Origin of the sequence: Actinomadura sp. NPDC049753 (assembly GCF_040674655.1) — a bacterium.
Taxonomy (GTDB): Bacteria; Actinomycetota; Actinomycetes; order Streptosporangiales; family Streptosporangiaceae; genus Spirillospora; species Spirillospora verrucosospora.
This window is the reverse complement of sequence record NZ_JBFARL010000009.1, coordinates 1-18296: the sequence shown is the minus strand read 5'-3', so window position 1 is coordinate 18296 and position 18296 is coordinate 1. Positions and strand designations below refer to the sequence as shown.

The window sequence follows — 18296 nt, the reverse complement described above, 5'->3', positions numbered from 1 at the left end:
ACGCGCGTGAAGTTCGCCCGGGTTCCCTCGGACGAGCGGGCCCGTGGCCGATTCGTGCCACGGGCCCGCCGGGCGATGTCCGGGACGCCTGGTGCGGTTCAGGGACGCCAGAGGACGGCTGACGGGGCCGCCTGCGTGAGGGTGACCGAGCCCTTCCACTCGACCGCCGAGGGCCGCGGCAGGAACGAGTCGTCCAGGAAGAACCCGCGGTTGATGGACGTCACGGTGGCCGGCGCGCCGTTGTCCCCGGTCCCGGTGGGACGGCGGAGGGCCTCGATGCTCGCGATGTCGGAGACCCCGGTCCCCTCCGGCAGCTCGACGGTGGTGGCGACGGCGCCGTCACGGTCGATCGACCAGGTGGGCTCGTCGTGGTCGGAGCGGTAGAGCCGGGACGGATCGGACTTCAGGCGCACCCCGAGCGCGACGCCCGGGACCGACCCCGACCCGGTCGCGGCGCCCGTCGTCTTGGCGAACTCCACGAACAGGTACGTCCGCTGGTCGCCGACCTCGCGCGTGGCCGGATCGGACGGGTTCTCGATCTTCTTCTCGCGGACCATCTCCTGCGCGGCGATCCGGTAGGTCCACGGCTCGCGGTCCATGACGGCCTCGCGGGCCCGGCCGTCCGGGCGCGTGCCGGTGGCGTCCGGCAGGAAGCGCAGCGGCGGGTCCGGCGAGATCACGTCGCACATGTTGTTGTTCTGGGTGCAGGTCTGAAGGACGGGGTGGTCGCCTTCGTAGCGGCCCGTGAACTTCAGGGTCAGGTGCATCGGTGCCTGGTAGACGGCGGTGCCGTCCACGCGCCGGCCGGACGCGTCGACCTCGACCCGGTAGACCCACTCGATGTCGGTCGTCCGGCCCCAGCGGGCCATCAGCGCGGGCGTGTCGGTGCCGCCGTCCTCGTTGCTCCACACCACCGAGTACTCGATGATCTTGTGGCCGGGGACGGCGGCGGGACGGGTCTCGTGCCACGCGAGAAGGGGGGTGTCGGTGGTCGCGTTCTGGTAGGGGTCGCCGAACGGCCAGCCGGTCCGCCCGACGACGATGGGCGCGTGGCGCAGGGCGAGGGCCTCCGCCTCCGGCATGCCGACCGCGGGCCGCCGGAGCGTGACGCGCCGTGCGGCGGGCGCGCTGCCCTTGGCGAACCGCAGCGTCACCTTGTGGCGCCCCTTCCCGACGTGCCCGAGCCCGAGGCTGCGGGGGACCGTGTCGGACGAGGGGACGACGAGGTCGGTCACATGGCGCCCGTCGACGGCGATCGACACGACGGCCGACTCGGCGCCCTCGCGGACCCAGGAGACGCCCGGGGCGGACGCGGTGAAGGAGATCACCGCCTCCCCGTCCCGGCGGGCGGTGAACGGCAGCGACCGGGCGGGGCCGCCGCGGTGGACGTTGATCGTGCCGGGCGGCCCGGCGGCGTGGGCGGGGGCGGCGGTGAGGGCGAGGGGAGCGCCGGCGAGGGCTGCGCCGGTCACGGCGAGCACTGCATGGCGCGCGCGGCTTCTCATGATCGGGGAACCTAGGCGGCCGCGGTTGCGTTCCGGTGACGGCGAGGTCCCCCGTGGGTGACGGCTCCGTGTGCGCCGGGGAGTCGCGCGCGTCAGGAACCGGCCCACAGCGGCGACAGCCCCGCGGGCACTCCCAGGGACACGCCGGTGAACCGCTCCGCCTCGTCCGCCCCGTCGGGCGCGTGGAGGGTGAGCCCGCAGGCCGCCAGCCGGACGGAGCGGCCGCGCCGGACGATCTCGTGGCCGAGCTCCCGCAGCAGCGCGACGACGTCGCCGGCGGGCTCGTCGAGCAGGTCGACGCCGTCGAGCCGGAACCGCATCTCGGGGTTGCCGCTCCAGCCGGGCGCCCGCGTCCCGCAGATCTGCGCGAGCCGCTCGACGCCGTCCTCGCCCCGTCCGGTGGACAGCGCCAGCGTCCCGCGGCCCACCCGGACGCTGCGGTGCCCGGCCCACCCGCACAGGAACGACGACTTCGGCGGGAGGGTGCCGCAGCGCTCGGCGATCGCGGCGAGGGTCGTCCAGGCGTCCGCGGCGCGGGTGGAGAACAGCAGGCTCGCGTCCGGCAGCAGCGCCCCGCGCCCCGGCTCCAGCGTGACCACGAACGGCGGCACGCGGCCGGGGAACCGCGCCGGATCGGCCTCCCGGAGGGTGACGATGCCCTCCCACTCGACGGGCTCGGCCACGGCGAACCAGGTGACCGCGGCCTCGGTGCCGAACTCGCGGAACGTCGCGTCGGTCAGCCGCTCGGCGACCGCCTCCCGCAGGCCGTCGGCCGTCTCGGCGAGCCTGCGGCGCCACCACGCCGGTTCCGGGTCGGAGCGGCCGCGCGGGGACCAGCGCGTCCCCGCGCCGGCGAAGTCCGAGCGCCGCTCGGCGCCCGCGTCGTCCACCAGCACCCAGTGCCAGCCGTCCGGCTCGCCGCGCAGCAGCACCCGGGCGGGAACGCGTCCCCGGCCGGTCGCACCCTCATTTCGCATCCCGACGACCTTATCCGTATTCGTTGCGGCTCCTCAGGCGGTCGGCGGCGCAAGTCGCGCCGGTCGGCCGCGACACGGCGGCGGCTGCTTGGCATGGGCGCCGATGGCGGTACGGTCGGACGGGTACGGCGCCTTGATCAACCGAACCCGGCCGACCTCGCGGAGGCAGCGTGACCCACCCCGACCAGGTTCTGCGTTCCGAGAAGGAGCGGGAGACGGTGAACGGCGCCGTGCGCGCGCTGCGTTCGGCCGCCCCCGCGGGCTGGCAGCGGCTCGACTTCGAGTTCCGCGCGACGGTCGGCATCGACAGCGCCTCCTTCGAGGTCGAAGGTCCGGGCGGCGGGCGCCGCACGGCCCTGCCCCCGGGCCAGGCCGTCGGGAAGATGGACGAACTGCGCCGCGTCATGTACCGGGCCGACAAGGGCGCCTGGTTCACCGCGCGCCTCCAGGTCGAGCGCTCCGGCCACTTCAGCGCCGAGTTCGACTACGACGGCGAGCCCGACTTCACCCCGCCGCTGGCCCCGTCCGCGTACGTCCAGGACCTCGACCGCTTCCCCCGCGCGGCCGAGCACATCCCCGACTGGCTCCGCGACAAGCTCGGGGACGCCTGACCGCCCGGTCGAAGCAGGCCGCGGAGCGGGGCAGACTTGGAAGGTGCCCTCGACGCTTCCTGATGGCGATCCCGTACCGGCCGACGGTGCGCTGCCCGGCAATGCCCTGGACGGCCTCGGAAAGCGCCCGTTCGCGTTCTACGTGCATGTGCCCTTCTGCGTGACCCGGTGCGGGTACTGCGACTTCAACACCTACACGGCGACGGAGCTGGGCCCAGGGGCGAGCCGCGACTCCTACGCCGACACCGCGATCCGCGAGGTCCGCATGGCCCGGCGAGTGCTGGGGGACGTGGACCTGCCCGTGGAGACCGTCTTCGTGGGCGGCGGCACACCGACCCTTCTCCCGCCGGACGACCTGGGCCGCGTCCTTTCCGCCATCGACGCCGAGTTCGGGCTCGCCCCGGGCGCGGAGGTCACCACCGAGGCCAATCCGGAGTCGGTGGACGAGGCGTACATCGCCGGACTCCGCGAAGCCGGCTTCACGCGCGTCTCCTACGGCATGCAGAGCGCGCGCGAGCACGTCCTGGCCGTCCTGGAACGCGCGCACACGCCCGGACGCGTCCCGCAGGTCGTCGAGTGGACGCGCAAGGCGGGGTTCGAGCACATCAACCTCGACCTCATCTACGGAACGCCAGGGGAGACCGACGACGACTGGAGGGGCTCCCTGGAGGCGGCCCTGGCGGCCGAGCCCGACCATGTGTCCGCCTACGCCCTCATCGTCGAGGAGGGCACCCGGCTGGCGGCGCAGGTGAGGCGCGGCGAGCTGACCGCCCCCGACGACGACGCCATGGCCGACCGCTACCTGATCGCCGACGAGCTGCTCAGCGGCCACGGCCTGCACTGGTACGAGATCTCCAACTGGGCCGCCGACCCCCGCGCCGCGTGCCGGCACAACATGCTCTACTGGACGGGCGCCGACTGGTGGGGCGTCGGCCCAGGAGCCCACAGCCACGTGGGCGGCACCCGCTGGTGGAACGTCAAGCACCCCGCCGCCTACGCCGCCCGCCTCGCCGAGGGCACCACCCCCGCCCACGCCAGAGAGATCCTCACCGACGACGACCGGCACATCGAACGCGTCATGCTCGAACTGCGCCTCGCCCAGGGCTGCCCCGCCCATCTCCTGGACGACGGCGCCGCCCGCAGAGCGATAGCCGACGGCCTGGTCGAACCCGCCCCCTACGAGCAGGGCCGAGCAGTCCTCACCCTCAAGGGCCGCCTCCTGGCCGACGCGGTAGTCCGAGCCCTCACCTGACCAGCGCCGACCGGAACCACGCCACGCGCCGAGGGGTGAAAGGCGCTCCATCCCTCTTGGATGTGCCACATCATGACGCTCTCGGAGTTGAGCTGAGCCGGGGCACGGGTCGGGCGGCCGGAGCGACACGTCACGAACCCGCACGGGCACGGAAACCAAGCACCGTGGCGGGAGGATCGCCCGGCTCGCAACGGGGGTTCCAGGGGGTCGCCCCCCTGGGCTAGCCAGTCACGAAGTCGATGAGTTCCTCCACGCGGCCGAGGAGGGCGGGCTCCAGGTCGGTGTAGGCGTTCACCGAGCCGAGGATGCGTTTCCAGGCGGCGCCCGTGTCGTCGCCCCAGCCGAGTTCGGCGATCACGCCTTCCTTCCAGGGGACGCCGCGGGGGATGCGGGGCCAGGCGCGGATGCCGACGGCCGCGGGCTTGACGGCCTCCCAGATGTCGATGAACGGGTGGCCGGTGACGAGGACGTGCGGCGAGGTGACCCGGGCGGCGATCCGCGACTCCTTGGACCCCTCCACGAGGTGGTCGACCAGGACGCCGAGGCGCCGTCCCTCCTCGGGGGCGAACTCCTCGACGATGGCGGGCAGGTCGTCGACGCCTTCGAGGTACTCGACGACGACGCCCTCGACGCGCAGGTCGTGGCCCCAGATCTTCTCGACCAGCTCGGCGTCGTGGAGGCCCTCCACGTAGATGCGGCTCTCCTTGGCGACCTGCGCCCGCAGGCCCCGGACGGCGATCGACCCCGAGGCCGACCGGGCCGGGCCCGCGGGCGCGGCGGCCGGCCGCACGAGGGTGACCGGTTTCCCGTCGATGAGGAACCCGGACCTGGTCAGCGGGAACACCCGGCGCTTGCCGAACCGGTCCTCCAGGGTGACGCCGAACTTGTCGCAGCCGACCACGGCGCCGCAGAAACCGCTGTCGGGATCCTCGGCGACCAGGCCGGGCTCGGCGGGCACCTCCGGGATCTGGCCCTTGCGGGGCCTGCGCCAGTCGCCGCCCAGCACGTCGTTTCCGTAGTTCTTACTCCGCACAGATCCGCACATTAACCGGGCGGGACGCTCCCGCGGCGCCGCCCCGCGTTCTTCGGCGTGGCGCCGGTTTCCCGGCCGGATAGGATCACGCAGCCATGCGGAGAGTGCGGGGGCGCTCCAGTCGAGCCGTCCGGGCCGTAGACTTGGCACTCGAAAGCAAGGAGTGCCAGTGGCACGGACCGGCCGGACGAAGGAGGTGACATCGTGCTGGACGACCGGAAACTAGCGGTCCTGCGCGCCATCGTCGAGGACTACGTCTCCACCAACGAGCCGGTGGGATCCAAGGCGCTGGCCGACCGGCACAACCTCGGGGTGTCGCCCGCGACCATCCGCAACGACATGGCGGTGCTGGAGGAGCAGGGCTACATCGCCCAGCCCCACACCAGCGCCGGGCGCGTCCCCACCGACAAGGGCTACCGGCTGTTCGTCGACCGGCTGTCCACGATCAAGCCGCTGTCGGTCGCCGAGCGCCGCGCGATCGAGACGTTCCTGTCGGGGGCCTACGACCTCGACGACGTCGTCGGCCGGACGGTGCGGCTGCTCGCGCAGCTGACCCGGCAGGTCGCGGTGGTGCAGTACCCGTCGCTGACCCGCTCGGCGGTCCGGCACGTGGAGCTGGTCCCGGTGGCGGAGGGGCGGCTGCTGCTCGTCCTGATCACCAACACCGGCCGGGTCGAGCAGCGCGTCATCGAGACCGGGCAGATCTCCGAGGAATCGATCGGCCACCTGCGGGCGTTGCTCAACACGTGCCTGGACGGGCTCGGCTTCGGCGAGGTCCCTGCGGCCGTGGCGGACCTGCCCGACAAGGTGGGCCCGGAGGAGCGGCCGGTGGCGGCGGCGGTCCTGTCGGTCCTGCTGGAGACGCTCGTCGAGAAGCACGAGGAGAAGATCGTTTTCGCCGGGGCGGCCAACCTCGCCGCCGTGGACTTCTCGCAGAGCCTGCGGGAGGTGCTGGTGGCGCTGGAGGAGCAGGTGGTCCTCATGCGGCTGCTCGGCGAGACCGGCGACTCCTCTACAGTTACGGTGCGGATCGGCACCGAGAACCCCGACCTGGGGCTCAAGTCGACCTCGGTCGTCGCCGCCGACTACGGGGTGGGCGACCTCACTCTGGCCCGGCTGGGAGTGCTCGGGCCGACACGCATGGATTACCCCAGCACGATGGGAGCGGTACGGGCAGTGGCACGCTACGTGGGACAGATCCTGGCGGGGTCGTAAGTGGCGAACGACTACTACGCGACCCTGGGCGTCCGGCGGGACGCCAGCGCCGACGAGGTCAAGAAGGCCTACCGCCGGCTCGCGCGGGAACTCCACCCGGACGTCAACCCGGATCCGGAGACCCAGGAGCGGTTCAAGGAGATCACCCAGGCCTACGAGGTGCTCTCCGACCCCAAGAAGCGCGAGATGTACGACCTCGGCGCGGACCCGTTCGCGTCCGCGGGCGGGGCCGGGGCCGGCGGGTTCGGCGGCGCCGGGTTCCCGTTCAGCGACATCATGGACGCCTTCTTCGGCACCGCGACCTCGCGGGGTCCGCGGTCGCGCGCCCGGCGCGGCCGCAACGCGACGCTGCGGGTCGAGCTCGACCTCGCCGAGACCGCGTTCGGCACCACCCGCGAGCTGTCCATCGACACGGCGGTCGCCTGCACGACCTGCGAGGGGTCGGGCTGCGCGCCCGGCACCCACCCGGAGACGTGTGAGACGTGCCACGGCCGTGGAGAGGTGCAGCAGGTCCAGCGCTCGTTCCTCGGCCAGGTCATGACGGCCCGGCCGTGCCCGGCGTGCGGCGGCTTCGGCTCGGTGATCCGCAACCCGTGCACCGAGTGCTCCGGCGACGGCCGGGTCCGCACGCGGCGCACCGTCAAGGTCAAGATCCCGGCCGGCGTGGAGAACGGCATCCACATCCAGCTCGCCGGCGAGGGCGAGATCGGCCCGGGCGGCGGCCCGCCCGGAGACCTGTTCCTGGAGATCGTGGAGAAGCCGCACCCGATCTTCGAGCGGGAGGGCGACGACCTGCACTGCACGGTCGAGATCCCGATGACGGCGGCGGCGCTCGGGACCAGCGTCACGATCGAGACGCTGGACGCCGCCGAGAGCGTCGACATCAAGCCCGGCACGCAGTCGGGGCAGGTCATCACGCTCTACAACCGGGGCGTCCGGCACCTCAACGAGAGCGGCCGCGGCGATCTGATGATCCACGTCAACGTGGAGACGCCGAACAAGCTCGACGAGGAGCAGGAGGAGCTGCTGCGGCGGCTCGCGGTGCTGCGCGGCGAGGAGCGCCCGCCCGGCAGGTTCGCCCCCGGGCAGCGCGGCGTGTTCTCGCGTCTCAAGGACGTCTTCAACCAGCACTGAAGCGCGGTGGCGGCGGCCTACGAGGAAGGCCGCCGCGGCGATTGAGGAGCAGGGTGGCAGCGATGAGCGACGTCCGCCGGAGCCCCGGTTCCCCCGGACGGCTCGGATGAGCCCGCCGGTCTTCCTCGCCGGGACGGCCGAGCTGGAACGCGACCGCGTCCTGTTGGACGGGCCCGAGGGCCGGCACGCGGCGGCCGTGCGGCGGCTGCGGCCGGGGGAGCGGGTCGACCTGACCGACGGCGAGGGCCTGCTGGCCGAATGCGTCGTCACCGCGGCCGACCGGGCGTCCCTCACGCTGGACGTGCTGGCCCGGCACCGGGAGCCCCCGCCCGCGCCCCGCCTCGTGGTCGTCCAGGCCCTCCCGAAGGGCGACAGGGGCGAGCTCGCGGTCGAGACCATGACCGAGGTCGGCGTGGACGAGATCGTCCCGTGGTCGGCGTCCCGGTGCGTCACCCGCTGGCGCCCGGAGCGGCGCGACAAGGCCCTCGGGCGCTGGCGCGCGACCGCCCGCGAGGCCGGCAAGCAGGCGCGGCGCGGTCGCCTGCCCGAGGTGGCGGAGCTGGAGTCCACCGAGGACGTCGCCGAGCGGATCGCCGGCGCGTCCCTGGCCCTGGTCCTGCACGAGGGGGCCGAGGCGCCGCTGAGCGCCGTGGAGCCGCCCGCGCGGGGCGACATCGTCCTCGTGGTCGGCCCCGAGGGCGGGATCAGCGAGGACGAGCTGGAACGCTTCGCCGCCGCGGGCGGGCGTCCCGCGCGGCTCGGCCCGACCGTCCTGCGCACCTCGACCGCGGGAGTCGCGGCGGCCAGCGTGCTGCTGGCCGCCACCGGCCGCTGGTAGCGCCGGCGGGCGCCGTCACGGGGTGGTGGCGGGGTTCTGCTCGGTCGTCACCGCGGGCTCGCTCGTCGCGGACTGCGTCGGCTGCTCGGTGGGCTTGCTCGGCGCCTCGGGCGTCGTGGAGGTGGGCGGGGCCGGCGTCGTGGGCGGCGCCTGCGTCGGGGTCTCGCTCGGGCACGGCGTGGTCGCCGGCGTCGGCGTGGCGGTCGTTCCGGCCGAGGCGCCCGGCGAGGGGATGCGGCACGACGACAGCCCCGGCGAGGAACTGGTGCTCGGCGTCTGCGGGGTGCTCGGCTCGCCCGACGTGCTGGCGCCCGGCGAGGACGGGACCGGGAACTCGGGGTCGACCCCCGGGCCGGTGCGGTCTCCGGTGCTGTCGTCGCCCCCGTCGCCGGACGGGCTGTTGCTGCCGACCGACTGCTGGATCATGTCGATCGTCTGCGGCGCCGTCACGCCCAGCCCGGCGATCAGCACGGCCGCGGCCACGGCGAGGAGGGGGCGCGCCCAGTTCACGGTGAACCGGTCGAACCCGAAGCGCGCCGGGCCGAACCGTCCGAGGCCGGTCCGGCGGCGCCGGCCGTCGGCGATACGGGCCTGGATGCGCTCCAGGCCGTCGCCCGCGGGGTTGACCGAGTCCGCCTCCGCGTGCAGGGCGCGGCGGAGGATCTCGCCGTGCTCGTCGTGGGGGTCGGTGGTCATGAGAACTGCTCCAGGACGTTGCGTAGCGCGGTCATGCCGCGCGCCGTATGACTCTTCACGGCGCCGCGGGAGATGCCCATCGCGTTGGCGATCTCCGCTTCGGACAGATCGGCGTAGTAGCGAAGGACGAGCGCCTCCCGCTGGCGTGCGGGGAGCCGGGAGAGCGCGTCGATCACCGCCGAGCGCTCCAGCTCTCCGATGGCGCCGGCTTCCGCGCTCGGCGCGTCGGGCAGGCCCTTGGGGGCGTACTTCTCGACGACGGCGCGGTGCCGGAGCACCGATCGCGACCGGTTGACCACCGACTGGCGCAGGTACGACAGGGCCTTGTCCGGGTCGCGCAGCCGGCGCCAGCCGCCGTGCATCGCGACGAACGCGTCCTGCACGACCTCCTCGGCCGTCCCCGCGTCCCGGACGAGCATGGCCGCCAGGCGCACCAGCGAACGGTAGTTGGCGCTGTAGAGGGCGGTCACCGCCTGATCGGCGTCCCAGGCGACGGCCACCGCGCCCGCCGTGCCCCTGGCCACGAGGGTCTCGGTCACGTCAGTGGGACGCGCACCCTCGTCGTTCGGTTTACGAAAGGGCATGTCCTGGTTTGCCTCGGTCACCTATCCGCCGCCTTTGCCGGCCCCCCGCCGTCCATTCGGACGGTCGCGTCGGACCGACGTGATCCGGGCGTTCCCGCCGGGGGCGAGATGTGCCGCAACGCCTTGCGAACCGGGGGGTTACGCCTGAGCTGACAACCTTAGCCAGTGGCAGGTCGAAATGCCGACCGCTACGGGGGATTCGATCGACGGGAACCCCGTCCGGCCGAACGGCCGCGATCCGTGCCCGCGCCGGTCCCGATAGGATTTCCGGGCGGTCGCGGACCGCCGCGAGGGGAGACAGATGACCGACTGCCTGTTCTGCAAGATCGTTTCTGGGGACGTGCCCGCCACGATCGTCCGCGAGTCGGCGGGGACGGTGGCGTTCCGCGACATCAACCCCCAGGCGCCGACGCACGTGCTGGTCATCCCGCGTGACCACCACCCGACGGTCGGTGAGCTGGCCGCCTCGGACGCCGAACTGCTCGCCGAGATGGTGCGCGAGGCCCACGCGGTCGCCGCCGACGAGGGCGTCGCCGAGACCGGCTACCGGATCGTGTTCAACACCGGCTCCCAGGCGGGCCAGACGGTGTTCCACGTGCACGCCCACGTGCTGGGCGGACGTGGCCTGAACTGGCCGCCCGGCTGAGCCGCCCGCCGCGCGCGGAAAATGCTGCGGCGGTGTGTCGGGGGTCGCCAGTACGATGGAACCGGTACACCAGGACACCCGGAGCAGACAGAAGGCAGGTCCGATAGGCCGCAAGGCCCGGCTGATGGTCGAATCAACTCACGCGAGGGCAACCCGCACGGGGCGCGACGACCGGACAGGCTCGCGCTCGCAGATCAAGATCGTGGTGCCGGACGACCATTCGATGGTGAGCCTGCTCGGCTCCCGGGATGAGTTGCTCCACGCGATCGAGCACGCTTTCGGCGCCGGCATCGACATCCACGTCCGCGGCAACGAGATCACCGTGACCGGTCCCGAGGGCGAGACCGACCTCGTCTCGCGGCTGTTCACCGAGATGCTCGAACTGCTGAAGGGCGGCACCCAGCTCACCCCGGACGCCGTCGAGCGCAGCCTGGCGATGCTGCGCGGCGAGAGCGGCGCGCGTCCCGCGGAGGTCCTCACCCTGGACGTGCTGTCCAGCCGGGGCCGGACCATCCGCCCGAAGACGCTGAACCAGCGGCGGTACGTCGACGCGATCGACAAGCACACGATCGTGTTCGGCATCGGCCCGGCCGGCACCGGCAAGACGTACCTCGCCATGGCCAAGGCCGTCCGCGCCCTGCAGGACAAGCAGGTCAACCGGATCATCCTCACGCGGCCCGCCGTCGAGGCGGGCGAGCGGCTCGGCTTCCTGCCGGGAACGCTCTACGAGAAGATCGACCCGTACCTGCGCCCCCTGTACGACGCGCTCCACGACATGGTCGACCCCGACTCGATCCCGCGCCTGATGGCCGCCGGCACCATCGAGGTCGCCCCCCTGGCGTACATGCGCGGCCGCACCCTCAACGACTCGTTCATCATCCTGGACGAGGCGCAGAACACCTCGCCCGAGCAGATGAAGATGTTCCTCACCCGGCTCGGGTTCGGGTCGAAGGTCGTGGTGACCGGCGACGTCACCCAGGTCGACCTGCCGAACGGGCAGCTGAGCGGGCTGCGCGTCGTCCAGGAGATCCTGGACGGCGTCCAGGACATCCACTTCTCCCGGCTGGACAGCCGCGACGTGGTGCGCCACAAGCTCGTCACCGAGATCGTCGACGCCTACAACCGGTTCGACGAGAAGCAGGTCCCGCAGATCAAGCAGGGCGCGGCGCGCGGCGGCCCCCGCAAGCGGGGGCGGCAGTGAGCATCGAGGTGCTGAACGAGTCGGGCGCCGAGGTCGACGAGAAGGCCATCGCCGACCTGTCCCGGCACGTCCTGGACGGGATGCGCGTCCATCCGCTGGCGGAGCTGTCGGTGCTGCTGGTCGACGAGGACGCGATGACCGAGCTGCACGAGAAGTGGATGGACGAGCCGGGCCCGACCGACGTCCTGTCGTTCCCCATGGACGAGCTGCGACCCGGGCACATGTCCGGCGGCGCGGACGAGGACGGCGAGGCCGACCCGGGGCTGCTCGGCGACGTCGTGCTGTGCCCCGCCGTCGCCGAGAAGCAGGCGCGGGAGGCCGGGCACAGCACCGCGGAGGAGCTGGAGCTGCTGTGCGCGCACGGCATCCTGCACCTCCTGGGCTACGACCACGCCGAGCCGGAGGAGCACCGGGAGATGTTCGGCCTGCAGGCCGAGCTCCTCACCTCCTGGCGGGAGAAACGCGGCGGTTGATGAGCACGGCGCAGGCGTGGCTGTCCGCCCTGGCGGTGGCCCTGGTCTTCTTGGCGGGCCTGCTGGCCGGCACCGAGACGGCGCTCGCCCGGGTCTCGCGCGTCACGGTCGAGGAGGCGCTCCGGGAGGGGCGGCGCGGCGCCAGGCGGCTGGCGGAGGTCGTCGCCGACCCGGCCCGCTACGTCAACATGGTCCTGCTGCTGCGGATCGGCTGCGAGCTGGTCGCCACCGTGATCGTCGCGAACCTGTGCATCTCCTGGCTGGACGAGACGTGGCGCGCCTACGTCACCGCCGCCGCCGTGATGATCGTCGTCAGCTACGTGGTGATCGGGGTGGGGCCGCGCACCCTCGGCATCCAGCACGCCGACCGGATCGCGCTGGCGGGCGCCGCCGTGATCCACCCGGTGACCCGGGTGTTCGGGCCCCTGCCGCGGTTGCTGATCCTGCTCGGCAACGCCCTCACACCGGGCAAGGGGTTCCGGGAGGGCCCGTTCGCCTCCGAGGCGGAGCTGCGCGACCTGGTCGACCTCGCCGAGCAGCGCAGCCTGATCGAGCCGGTCGAGCGGGAGATGATCCACTCGGTGTTCGAGCTGGGCGACACCCTCGTCCGCGAGGTGATGGTGCCGCGCACCGACATCGTGTTCGTGGAGCGCACGAAGACCCTGCGGCAGGCGATGTCGCTGGCGCTGCGGAGCGGCTTCTCCCGCATCCCCGTCGTCGGCGAGAACGAGGACGACGTCGTCGGCATCGCCTACCTCAAGGACGTCGTCCGGCGCAGCCAGGAGCACCGCGAGGGCGAGTCGGTCGAGACGGTCGACTCGGTCATGCGGCCCGCCACCTACGTCCCCGACAGCAAGCCGATCGACGAGCTGCTGCGCGAGATGCAGGCCCGGCAGATCCACGTGGCGATCGTCATCGACGAGTACGGCGGCACCGCGGGCCTGGTCACCATCGAGGACATCCTGGAGGAGATCGTCGGTGAGATCACCGACGAGTACGACGTGGAGAACCCGCCGGTGACCTGGCTCTCCGGCGACGCGGCCCGCGTCACGGCCCGCCTGCCCGTGGAGGACCTCGCCGAGCTGTTCGACGTGGAGATCGACGCCGAGGAGGTCGAGACGGTCGGCGGCCTGCTCGCGCACGCGCTCGGCCGCGTCCCGATCGAGGGGTCCACCGCCGAGGTCGCCACGAACGAGGCCTCCACCGGCGAGACCGGCCCCGTGCTGTCCCTCAAGGCCGAGACGATCGCCGGGCGCCGCAACCGGGTCGGGACCGTCCTGGTGCGGAGGCTCGGCGCCCCGCCGGCTGACGCCGGGAGCCGCGCGGCCTCGGACCACTCCCGCTGACGGCCCCGGCCGCCGGCCGGCCTAGCCGCGGACGATGTCGCGGACGCTGCCGTCGGGGGCGGCGAGCAGGACCGGGGCCTTGGGGCCGAGGTCCCTGACGGCGGCGACGTCGGCGGGGTCGGCGGCCTCGGCGGCGGTGACGACGGCGGCGGCCTCCAGGTCCTCGGCACCGCTGGAGACGGCCATCGCGACGGCGACCTTGAGCGCCGAGAGCTTCAGGGACGGCAGGTCCACGCTCGTGGCGGAGTAGGTGCGGCCCGTCTCGTCGCGCACGGCGGCGCCCTCGGCGGCGCCCGTGCGGGCCCGCGCCGACCTGGCCAGGGTGATGATCTTCGCGTCCTCGGCGTTCAGCTCGCTCACGCCCCCCAGCGTACGGGCATCGCGGGCGGGCGGGGCGGGCGGCTCGGCGGTCCGCCGGGCCGGGTCGGCGGTCCGCAAGTCGGCGCCAAGTGGACGGCAAGGGCGGCGCGCGAACCTGTGGAGCGTCGAACAGCGCCGTTCTGGGGGAGAAGTGATGTCCCGTCTGCTCTACCGCCTGGGAAGGGCCGCCGCTCTGCGGCCCTGGCGGTTCATCGTCGTCTGGCTGGTGCTCGTCGCCGCGATGGCCGGACTGTCCGGCGTCGCCGGGGGCGCCCTGCACGACAACTACACGCTCGCCGGGACGGGCTCGCAGCAGGCCACCGACCTGCTGAAGGAGCGGCTCCCCGCGCTGGCGGGGGCCGACGCGCGGGTCGTGGTGCACGCGGAGTCGGGCAGGGTCGACCAGGCGGAGCTGGCAGCGGCGGCGGCAGAGCTGCGGAGGCTGCCGCACGTCAGCGGCGTCGACCCGGCGCAGCTCGGCAAGGGCGGCGCGACCGCGATGGTGACCGTCCGGTACTCGGTGCCGGTCACCGACCTCGGGCCCAAGGAGACCCTCGACCTGCTGCGGTCGGCGACGCGGAACCTCGACGCCGCCGGCTACCAGGTGGAGTTCGGCGGCCAGGTCCCCGAGAACGTGACCGCGCCCGGCGGCGTCGCCGAGGCGATCGGGATCGTGGCGGCCCTGGTCATCCTGCTGCTGGCGTTCGGGTCCGTGGTGGCGGCCGGGCTGCCGCTCGCCGTCGCGCTGGCCGGGCTCGGCGTCGGCGTGTCCGGGATCACGCTGGTCGCCGCGTTCACCGACGTCGCGACCACCGCTCCCACGCTCGCCACCATGGTCGGGCTCGGGGTCGGCATCGACTACGCGCTGTTCGTCCTGACCCGCCACCGGGAGGGGCTCGCGGAGGGCCTCGACGTCCCGGAGGCGGTGGGACGCGCCATCGCGACCGCGGGCCTGTCGGTGATCTTCGCGGGGTTCACGGTGCTGCTGGCGCTGTGCGGGCTGGTGCTGTCGCGGATCCCGGTGTTCATGACGATGGGGTTCACCACCGGGATCGTCGTCGCGGCGACCGTGCTGAGCGCGGTCACGCTGCTGCCGGCCGTGCTGGGCCTCGCCGGCCGCAGGGTGCTGCGCCGCCGCGACCGCGCGGCCGGCGCGGCGATCGCCGTGCAGTCGCCGCGGGTGCGGCGTTGGGCCGTGCACGTCGGGCGGCACCCCTGGCCGTGGCTGCTCGCCGCCGGGGTGCTGATGCTCACCCTCGCCGCCCCCGCGCTCGGCATGCGGACGTGGCCGAGCGACGCCAGCAGCGAGCCCACGTCCAACACCGTCCGCCAGGCCTACGACCTGGTCGCCGAGGGCTTCGGCGCGGGCGCGAACGGGCCGCTCGTCGTCGCCGTCGACCTCACCCGGACCGACGAGGCGTCCCTGCCGGGGCTGCGGGACCGGCTGGAGGCCACCGAGGGCGTCGCGTCCGTGGCGCCGCCGCAGACCTCCCCGCGCGGCGACGCCGCGGTGATCATGGTGACGCCGGACTACGGGCCGCAGGACGCGCGGGTGACCGGCCTCGTCGACCGGATCCGGGCCGACGTGCTGCCGCCGGACACCGAGGTCACCGGGCTGACCGCCATCTACGTGGACCTGTCCCGGGTGCTGTCGGACCGGTTGTGGCCGGTGATCGGCGTGGTGGTGGCGACGTCGTTCGTCATGCTGATGATCGTGTTCCGGTCGCTGCTGGCGCCGCTGAAGGCCGCGGTGATGAACCTGCTGTCGATCGGCGCCGCGTACGGGGTGCTCACGGCCGTGTTCCAGTGGGGATGGGGCGCGGAACTCCTCGGGCTCCCGCACAGCGTCCCGGTGTCGTCGTTCATCCTGCTGCTGATGTTCGCCGTCCTGTTCGGCGTCTCCATGGACTACGAGGTCTTCCTGCTCTCGCGGGTCCGGGAGGAATGGCTGCTGCACGGCGACGCGCGCGGCTCGGTGTCCACCGGGCTCGCCGCGACCGGCCGGGTCATCAGCAGCGCGGCACTGATCATGGTGGCGGTGTTCCTCGGTTTCGCCGCCGACCCCGGCCTGGTGATCAAGCAGATGGGGGTCGGGCTGGCGGTCGCGGTGGCGCTGGACGCGACGGTCGTGCGCCTGGTGCTGGTGCCGGCCACGATGTCGCTGCTCGGACGGGCGAACTGGTGGCTGCCGGGGCCGCTCGCCCGGGTGCTGCCGGCGATCGACCTGCACGGCGGCGCGGCGCCCGCGCGGCCGACCGAGCGGCGCCCCGAGCCCAGCCGCGCGTAGCCGGGGAGCGATCCAAGAAGGGCGGCATGTCCCGGTTAGGCTGATCGGGACATGTCGCCAGTCGTACGCGTTCTCGGGGCCTTCGGGGCCGAGGTGGCCGGAACCGCCGCCGACCTCGGCGGTCACCGGCAGCGCTCCGTGCTCGCCCGCCTCGTCGCCGCGCGGGGCCGCATGGTGCCCGCCGACAGGCTCGTCGACGAGCTGTGGGCGGGCACGCCCCCACCGCGCGCCGCCGCCGGCCTCCAGTCCTTCGTGTCCCACCTGCGCCGCGCGCTCGAACCGGACCGCCCGCCCCGCACGCCCGCGCGGATCCTGGTCACCGAGCCGCCGGGGTACGCGCTCCGGCTGCCGGACGGCTCCGTCGACGCGTGGCGGTTCGACGCGCTGATCGACGAGGCCGCCGAGCTGGCCGCGGCCGACCCGCGGGAGGCGCGCCGCCGCGCGGAGGCGGCGCTCGCCGAGTGGCGCGGGCCCGCCTACGCCGAGTTCGGCGACCTGCCGTGGGCCGCGGCCGAGGCCGCCCGCCTGGACGAGCGGCGCCGGCTGGCGGTCGAGCACCGCGCGGGGGCCATGCTGAGGCTCGGATCGGCCGCCGAGGCCGTCCCCGACCTGGAGACCCACGCCGCCGCCAACCCGCTGCGCGAGGAGGCGTGGCGGCTGCTGTCCCTCGCCCTCTACCGCGCCGGGCGCCAGGGCGACGCCCTCGCCGCGCTGCGGCGCGCCCGCGCGGCCCTGACCGAGCAGCTCGGCGTCGATCCCGGTCCGGCGCTGCGCCGCCTGGAGAGCGACATCCTGGCGCAGGAGCCCGCGCTGGGGGAGCCGGAACGGCCGGCGCCGCCGCGTCCCGCCCTGCGGCTCGCGTCCGCGCCCCGTCCCGGCGAGGGCCCGGCCTTCGTCGGCCGCGTCCAGGAACTGGCGCGGCTGGAGGAGGCCGCCGGGAACGCCGCGGCGGGCCGCGGCGGCGTCGTCATCGTCTGCGGGGACGCCGGGATGGGCAAGACAGCGCTCGCCGAGAGGCTCGCGCGCGACCTGGCCGGCCGGGGCTGGACGTGCGCGTGGGGGACGGCGCCGGAGACCGCCGGAGCGCCCGCCGCCTGGCCCTGGGCCGAACTGCTGCGCGACCTGTCGGCCGCCGCCCCGCCCGCCGAGGGCCTCGCCGGACGGCTCGGGGCCCTCCTGGACGACTCCGCCATCGGGCGCGGCGACGCCGACGTCGTCACGGGGCGGTTCCGGCTCCACCTGGCCGTCGGCGACTACCTCGCCGAGCTCGCGGACACGGCGCCGCTCCTGCTCGTCCTGGACGACCTGCACTGGGCCGACGAGGAGACCCTCGCCCTGCTGATCCGGCTCGCCGGGCGGCTGCGGGACCGCCGCGTCCTGCTGCTGGCCACGTTCCGCCAGACTGAGGTGCCGGACGGCCTCGCCGCCGCGCTGGCCGCGCTCGCCCGGCACGAGCCCGCGCGGATCGAGCTGGCCGGGCTGTCGCCGGCGGAGGTCGCGGCCCTCGTCCGCGACACCTGCGCCACCGGCCTGGACGACGCGGAGCTGTCCGCGATCGCCGAGCGCACGGGCGGCAACCCGTTCTTCACCCGGGAGACGGCCCGGCTCCTGGACGCCGAGGGGCTGCCCGCCGCCACCCGCCGGGTCCCCGCCGGCGTCGGCGACGTGCTGCGCCGCCGTGTCGCGCGGCTGCCGGGACCGGTCCAGACGGTGCTGCGCGACGCCGCCGTCATCGGCCGGGACGCCGACCTGCGCGTCCTGACCGACCTGGCGGGGGACGAGGAGACGGTGATCGAGGCCGTGGAGGCCGGCCTGGCCGCGGGTCTCGTCACCGAGCCCGCGCCCGGCCGGATCCGGTTCGCGCACGCCCTCGTCCGCGACACTCTCTACGCCGGCGTGTCCAGGGCCCGCCTCACCCGCGTGCACGGCCGCGTCGCCGCCGCGCTGGAACGCCACCTCCCGGGCGAGGCCGCCGCGCTCGCGCACCATTACCTCGAATCCGGCACCGACCCGGACAAGGCCGTCCGGTACGCGCGGCGCGCCGCCGAGGCCGCCGAGGCGCGGTTCGCGCACGGCGCCGCGGCCGACCTGTGGGGGCGCGCCGTCGAGACGCTCCGCGCGCGGGGCCCGGAGGCGAC

The 18296-nt window shown here is 74.1% G+C and carries 17 protein-coding genes; 11 read left to right on the top strand and 6 right to left on the bottom strand.

Annotated elements, in window-relative coordinates; translation table 11 throughout:
* Positions 1-98 precede the first annotated feature (98 nt).
* Positions 99-1472, bottom strand: coding sequence for a hypothetical protein (locus tag AB0K37_RS04320; RefSeq protein WP_363974584.1), 1374 nt, complete (start codon positions 1470-1472; stop codon positions 99-101).
* Between the two features lie 125 nt (positions 1473-1597).
* Positions 1598-2482 (bottom strand): hypothetical protein, encoded by an 885-nt coding sequence (locus AB0K37_RS04315; RefSeq protein ID WP_363974581.1) that lies wholly within the window; start codon positions 2480-2482, stop codon positions 1598-1600.
* Positions 2483-2652: 170 nt separating this feature from the next.
* Between AB0K37_RS04315 and AB0K37_RS04310 the strand changes: the two genes are divergently transcribed.
* Both AB0K37_RS04310 and hemW read left to right on the top strand, forming a co-directional pair.
* On the top strand, positions 2653-3093 hold the full coding sequence (locus tag AB0K37_RS04310) for a hypothetical protein (RefSeq protein ID WP_360350038.1): 441 nt from the start codon (positions 2653-2655) through the stop codon (positions 3091-3093).
* 43 nt (positions 3094-3136) lie between these two features.
* Complete coding sequence (gene hemW, locus AB0K37_RS04305; protein ID WP_363974578.1) at positions 3137-4345, top strand: radical SAM family heme chaperone HemW; 1209 nt, start codon at positions 3137-3139, stop codon at positions 4343-4345.
* A gap of 220 nt (positions 4346-4565) precedes the next feature.
* Here hemW and AB0K37_RS04300 read toward each other — a convergent pair whose 3' ends face one another.
* Entirely contained in the window at positions 4566-5378 is an 813-nt protein-coding gene (locus AB0K37_RS04300; RefSeq protein ID WP_363974575.1) for a DUF3097 domain-containing protein, read from the bottom strand.
* A gap of 204 nt (positions 5379-5582) precedes the next feature.
* On the opposite strand from AB0K37_RS04300, the gene hrcA reads away from it, so the two are divergent.
* The 3 genes from hrcA (at position 5583) to AB0K37_RS04285 (ending at position 8565) form a co-directional block, all read left to right on the top strand.
* On the top strand, positions 5583-6593 hold the full coding sequence (gene hrcA / locus AB0K37_RS04295) for a heat-inducible transcriptional repressor HrcA (protein WP_363974572.1): 1011 nt from the start codon (positions 5583-5585) through the stop codon (positions 6591-6593).
* Complete coding sequence (gene dnaJ / locus AB0K37_RS04290; protein ID WP_363974569.1) at positions 6594-7727, top strand: molecular chaperone DnaJ; 1134 nt, start codon at positions 6594-6596, stop codon at positions 7725-7727.
* Between the two features lie 106 nt (positions 7728-7833).
* The gene (locus AB0K37_RS04285; RefSeq protein WP_363974566.1) at positions 7834-8565 is read left to right on the top strand and encodes a 16S rRNA (uracil(1498)-N(3))-methyltransferase; all 732 of its coding nucleotides are present in this window, start codon (positions 7834-7836) and stop codon (positions 8563-8565) included.
* Between the two features lie 15 nt (positions 8566-8580).
* Here AB0K37_RS04285 and AB0K37_RS04280 read toward each other — a convergent pair whose 3' ends face one another.
* Positions 8581-9261, bottom strand: coding sequence for a hypothetical protein (locus AB0K37_RS04280; RefSeq protein ID WP_363974563.1), 681 nt, complete (start codon positions 9259-9261; stop codon positions 8581-8583).
* Positions 9258-9800, bottom strand: coding sequence for a SigE family RNA polymerase sigma factor (locus tag AB0K37_RS04275; protein WP_021597207.1), 543 nt, complete (start codon positions 9798-9800; stop codon positions 9258-9260). The genes AB0K37_RS04280 and AB0K37_RS04275 overlap by 4 nt, the downstream gene beginning before the upstream one ends.
* Before the next feature lie 346 nt (positions 9801-10146).
* Here AB0K37_RS04275 and AB0K37_RS04270 point away from each other — a divergent pair, with 346 nt between their 5' ends.
* From AB0K37_RS04270 to AB0K37_RS04255, 4 genes are all read left to right on the top strand, one after another.
* Positions 10147-10491 (top strand): histidine triad nucleotide-binding protein, encoded by a 345-nt coding sequence (locus AB0K37_RS04270; RefSeq protein ID WP_363974560.1) that lies wholly within the window; start codon positions 10147-10149, stop codon positions 10489-10491.
* 223 nt (positions 10492-10714) lie between these two features.
* Complete coding sequence (locus AB0K37_RS04265) at positions 10715-11692, top strand: PhoH family protein (RefSeq protein ID WP_363974715.1); 978 nt, start codon at positions 10715-10717, stop codon at positions 11690-11692.
* Positions 11689-12165: an rRNA maturation RNase YbeY gene (gene ybeY, locus AB0K37_RS04260; RefSeq protein WP_363974558.1), complete on the top strand. Its 477-nt coding sequence runs from the start codon at positions 11689-11691 to the stop codon at positions 12163-12165. The genes AB0K37_RS04265 and ybeY overlap by 4 nt, the downstream gene beginning before the upstream one ends.
* Positions 12165-13511: a hemolysin family protein gene (locus AB0K37_RS04255; protein ID WP_363974555.1), complete on the top strand. Its 1347-nt coding sequence runs from the start codon at positions 12165-12167 to the stop codon at positions 13509-13511. Before ybeY ends, AB0K37_RS04255 begins: the two co-directional genes overlap by 1 nt.
* 21 nt (positions 13512-13532) lie before the next feature.
* Here AB0K37_RS04255 and AB0K37_RS04250 read toward each other — a convergent pair whose 3' ends face one another.
* Positions 13533-13871, bottom strand: a complete 339-nt coding sequence (locus AB0K37_RS04250) for a cytidine deaminase (protein ID WP_345174421.1) — start codon at positions 13869-13871, stop codon at positions 13533-13535.
* A gap of 154 nt (positions 13872-14025) precedes the next feature.
* On the opposite strand from AB0K37_RS04250, the gene AB0K37_RS04245 reads away from it, so the two are divergent.
* Entirely contained in the window at positions 14026-16158 is a 2133-nt protein-coding gene (locus tag AB0K37_RS04245) for an MMPL family transporter (protein WP_363974552.1), read from the top strand.
* Positions 16159-16209: 51 nt separating this feature from the next.
* Positions 16210-18296, top strand: a 2087-nt coding sequence (locus AB0K37_RS04240; RefSeq protein WP_363974549.1) for a BTAD domain-containing putative transcriptional regulator, incomplete at its 3' end; no start/stop codon positions are given.

Coding starts and splice junctions, on each gene's coding strand:
- AB0K37_RS04315 (WP_363974581.1), bottom strand. CDS start 2,482: ATGCGAAATGAGGGTGCGACCGGCCGGGGACGCGTTCCCGCCCGGGTG.
- AB0K37_RS04255 (WP_363974555.1), top strand. CDS start 12,165: ATGAGCACGGCGCAGGCGTGGCTGTCCGCCCTGGCGGTGGCCCTGGTC.
- AB0K37_RS04265 (WP_363974715.1), top strand. CDS start 10,715: ATGGTGAGCCTGCTCGGCTCCCGGGATGAGTTGCTCCACGCGATCGAG.
- AB0K37_RS04270 (WP_363974560.1), top strand. CDS start 10,147: ATGACCGACTGCCTGTTCTGCAAGATCGTTTCTGGGGACGTGCCCGCC.
- AB0K37_RS04285 (WP_363974566.1), top strand. CDS start 7,834: ATGAGCCCGCCGGTCTTCCTCGCCGGGACGGCCGAGCTGGAACGCGAC.
- AB0K37_RS04245 (WP_363974552.1), top strand. CDS start 14,026: ATGTCCCGTCTGCTCTACCGCCTGGGAAGGGCCGCCGCTCTGCGGCCC.
- AB0K37_RS04280 (WP_363974563.1), bottom strand. CDS start 9,261: ATGACCACCGACCCCCACGACGAGCACGGCGAGATCCTCCGCCGCGCC.